Consider the following 385-nt stretch of genomic DNA (forward strand, 5'->3'; position numbering starts at 1 on the left):
TCGTAAAGGTACCAACTAATAAAGTAAAAATAAACCAAAAGCGACTATATCTTTTTCCATTACGTGCGATACTTTGATCCATATCACTCTCTCCCTCTTTAGAATAATTATTATCTGACTGTTAATTATTATATGTTTTGAATTAGTGAATGTAAATGTTATAATATCATTAGATTATAATTATTTTAAGAAAGGGGACGACATTATGGCAGAAGCAGAATTTGATCGAGCTCTTGATCATCTCCGTGAAAACAAGGTCCGTCTTACTCCCCAACGGAAAACCATCTTAAATTACTTAATCAATCATCATACTCATCCAAGCGTTGAAATGATTTATGATGATCTTAAAGACTCAGTTGCCAATATCAGCATGGCAACTGTATAC

General features: G+C 32.5%; 1 protein-coding gene. It reads left to right on the plus strand.

Going from position 1 to position 385, the window contains the following annotated elements:
* Positions 1–205: 205 nt before the first annotated feature.
* Positions 206–385 (plus strand): Fur family transcriptional regulator (locus M1M07_RS32595; RefSeq protein WP_248676816.1); only part of this gene is annotated, 180 nt, incomplete at its 3' end.

This window comes from Rhodococcus sp. HM1 (assembly GCF_023218075.1).
In the GTDB taxonomy this organism is placed as follows: domain Bacteria; phylum Actinomycetota; class Actinomycetes; order Mycobacteriales; family Mycobacteriaceae; genus Rhodococcus.